At 44.2% G+C, this 1,199-nt stretch carries 1 protein-coding gene; it reads left to right on the forward strand.

The genetic code is table 11. The features are described from left to right. Window positions 1-990: iron-containing alcohol dehydrogenase (locus tag R8N46_RS24985; protein ID WP_318189746.1), on the forward strand; the 990-nt coding region annotated here is incomplete at its 5' end. Window positions 991-1,199 lie beyond the last annotated feature (209 nt).

A 1,199-nucleotide genomic window follows, 5' to 3' on the forward strand; every position in this document is an offset into this window, starting at 1 on the left:
TTGGAGCAAACGCAGAGGTTGGGTTTACAGGTGGGCGTGTTTTCTGAAGTAAAACCAGACCCAACTTACGATCAAGTGGAAGATGGATTACGTGTTTACAACGCCTCTCAATCGGAAGCCATTTTGGCGTTAGGTGGCGGATCTGCCATTGACTGTGCAAAAGTGATTGCTGCAAGAGTAAGTAACAAACGCTCAATCAAAAAGCTCTCAGGACTTTTCAAAGTATGGCGAACCCCAGCGCCTCTGTTTGTTATTCCAACCACTTCTGGCACTGGTTCTGAAGTGACGATCGCGGCAGTGGTTTCAGACCCAGACACACATTTAAAAACGCCCTTGATGGACCCGAAACTGGTGCCGATTATGGCCGCGCTCGATCCCGACTTGCTTATCGGTTTGCCAGCCAAAATCACTGCTGACACAGGGATTGATGCGTTAACTCATGCGGTAGAAGCCTACATTTCGCGCAATGCGACACCAGAAACTCAAGCGTATTCAGTCGCTGCAATCAAATTGATATTTCATTATCTACCCAAAGCTATGGCGCAGGGGGGAGATATTGAAGCTCGATACAAAATGGCCATGGCGTCTTACTACGCAGGGCTAGCTTTTACCAAGGCAAGTCTAGGGTACGTGCATGCTTTTGCGCACAACTTAGGGGCAAGGTATGGTTTGCCACATGGCATGGCAAATGGATTAGCGTTGCTACCCGTCTTAAAGTTCTCTTTGCCTGAAATTGAAGATGAGCTAAGAACGCTTGCCGAGAAGACCAATATCAATACGAAAGACAAACCAAGTGCTGAGCATTTCTTGGAACAGATTGAATCCTTGTACGACGCTATTGGTATCGAAAAATGCACAACAGCCATAAAACAAGATGATATTGAAGACTTGGTTGACCTGATTCTGAAAGAGGCACATTGGAATTACCCCGTTCCCAAGTTTATGAATTCTGAAGAATGCGCTCGCTTATTGATAGAAATAAGCGCTTAGATTGTATTGTGTAAACATAATTTTACGGTCGTGGTTTTTTATCCTTACACTTTGCTTGATCTTCTCTCAAAGATCCTACAATATCGTGTTTATTACAAATATGGTGTCAGTTTTGGTGCGCCGTTGCCCGATCTGATGCTGATAACTCCCAATAAGATGTAAAGATAAATATACAATGAGTCGTTCTAAAGTGTTTGGTAGTACCCTAA

It is taken from the genome of Vibrio sp. 1874 (assembly GCF_033344395.1).
Taxonomy (GTDB): domain Bacteria; phylum Pseudomonadota; class Gammaproteobacteria; order Enterobacterales; family Vibrionaceae; genus Vibrio; species Vibrio alginolyticus.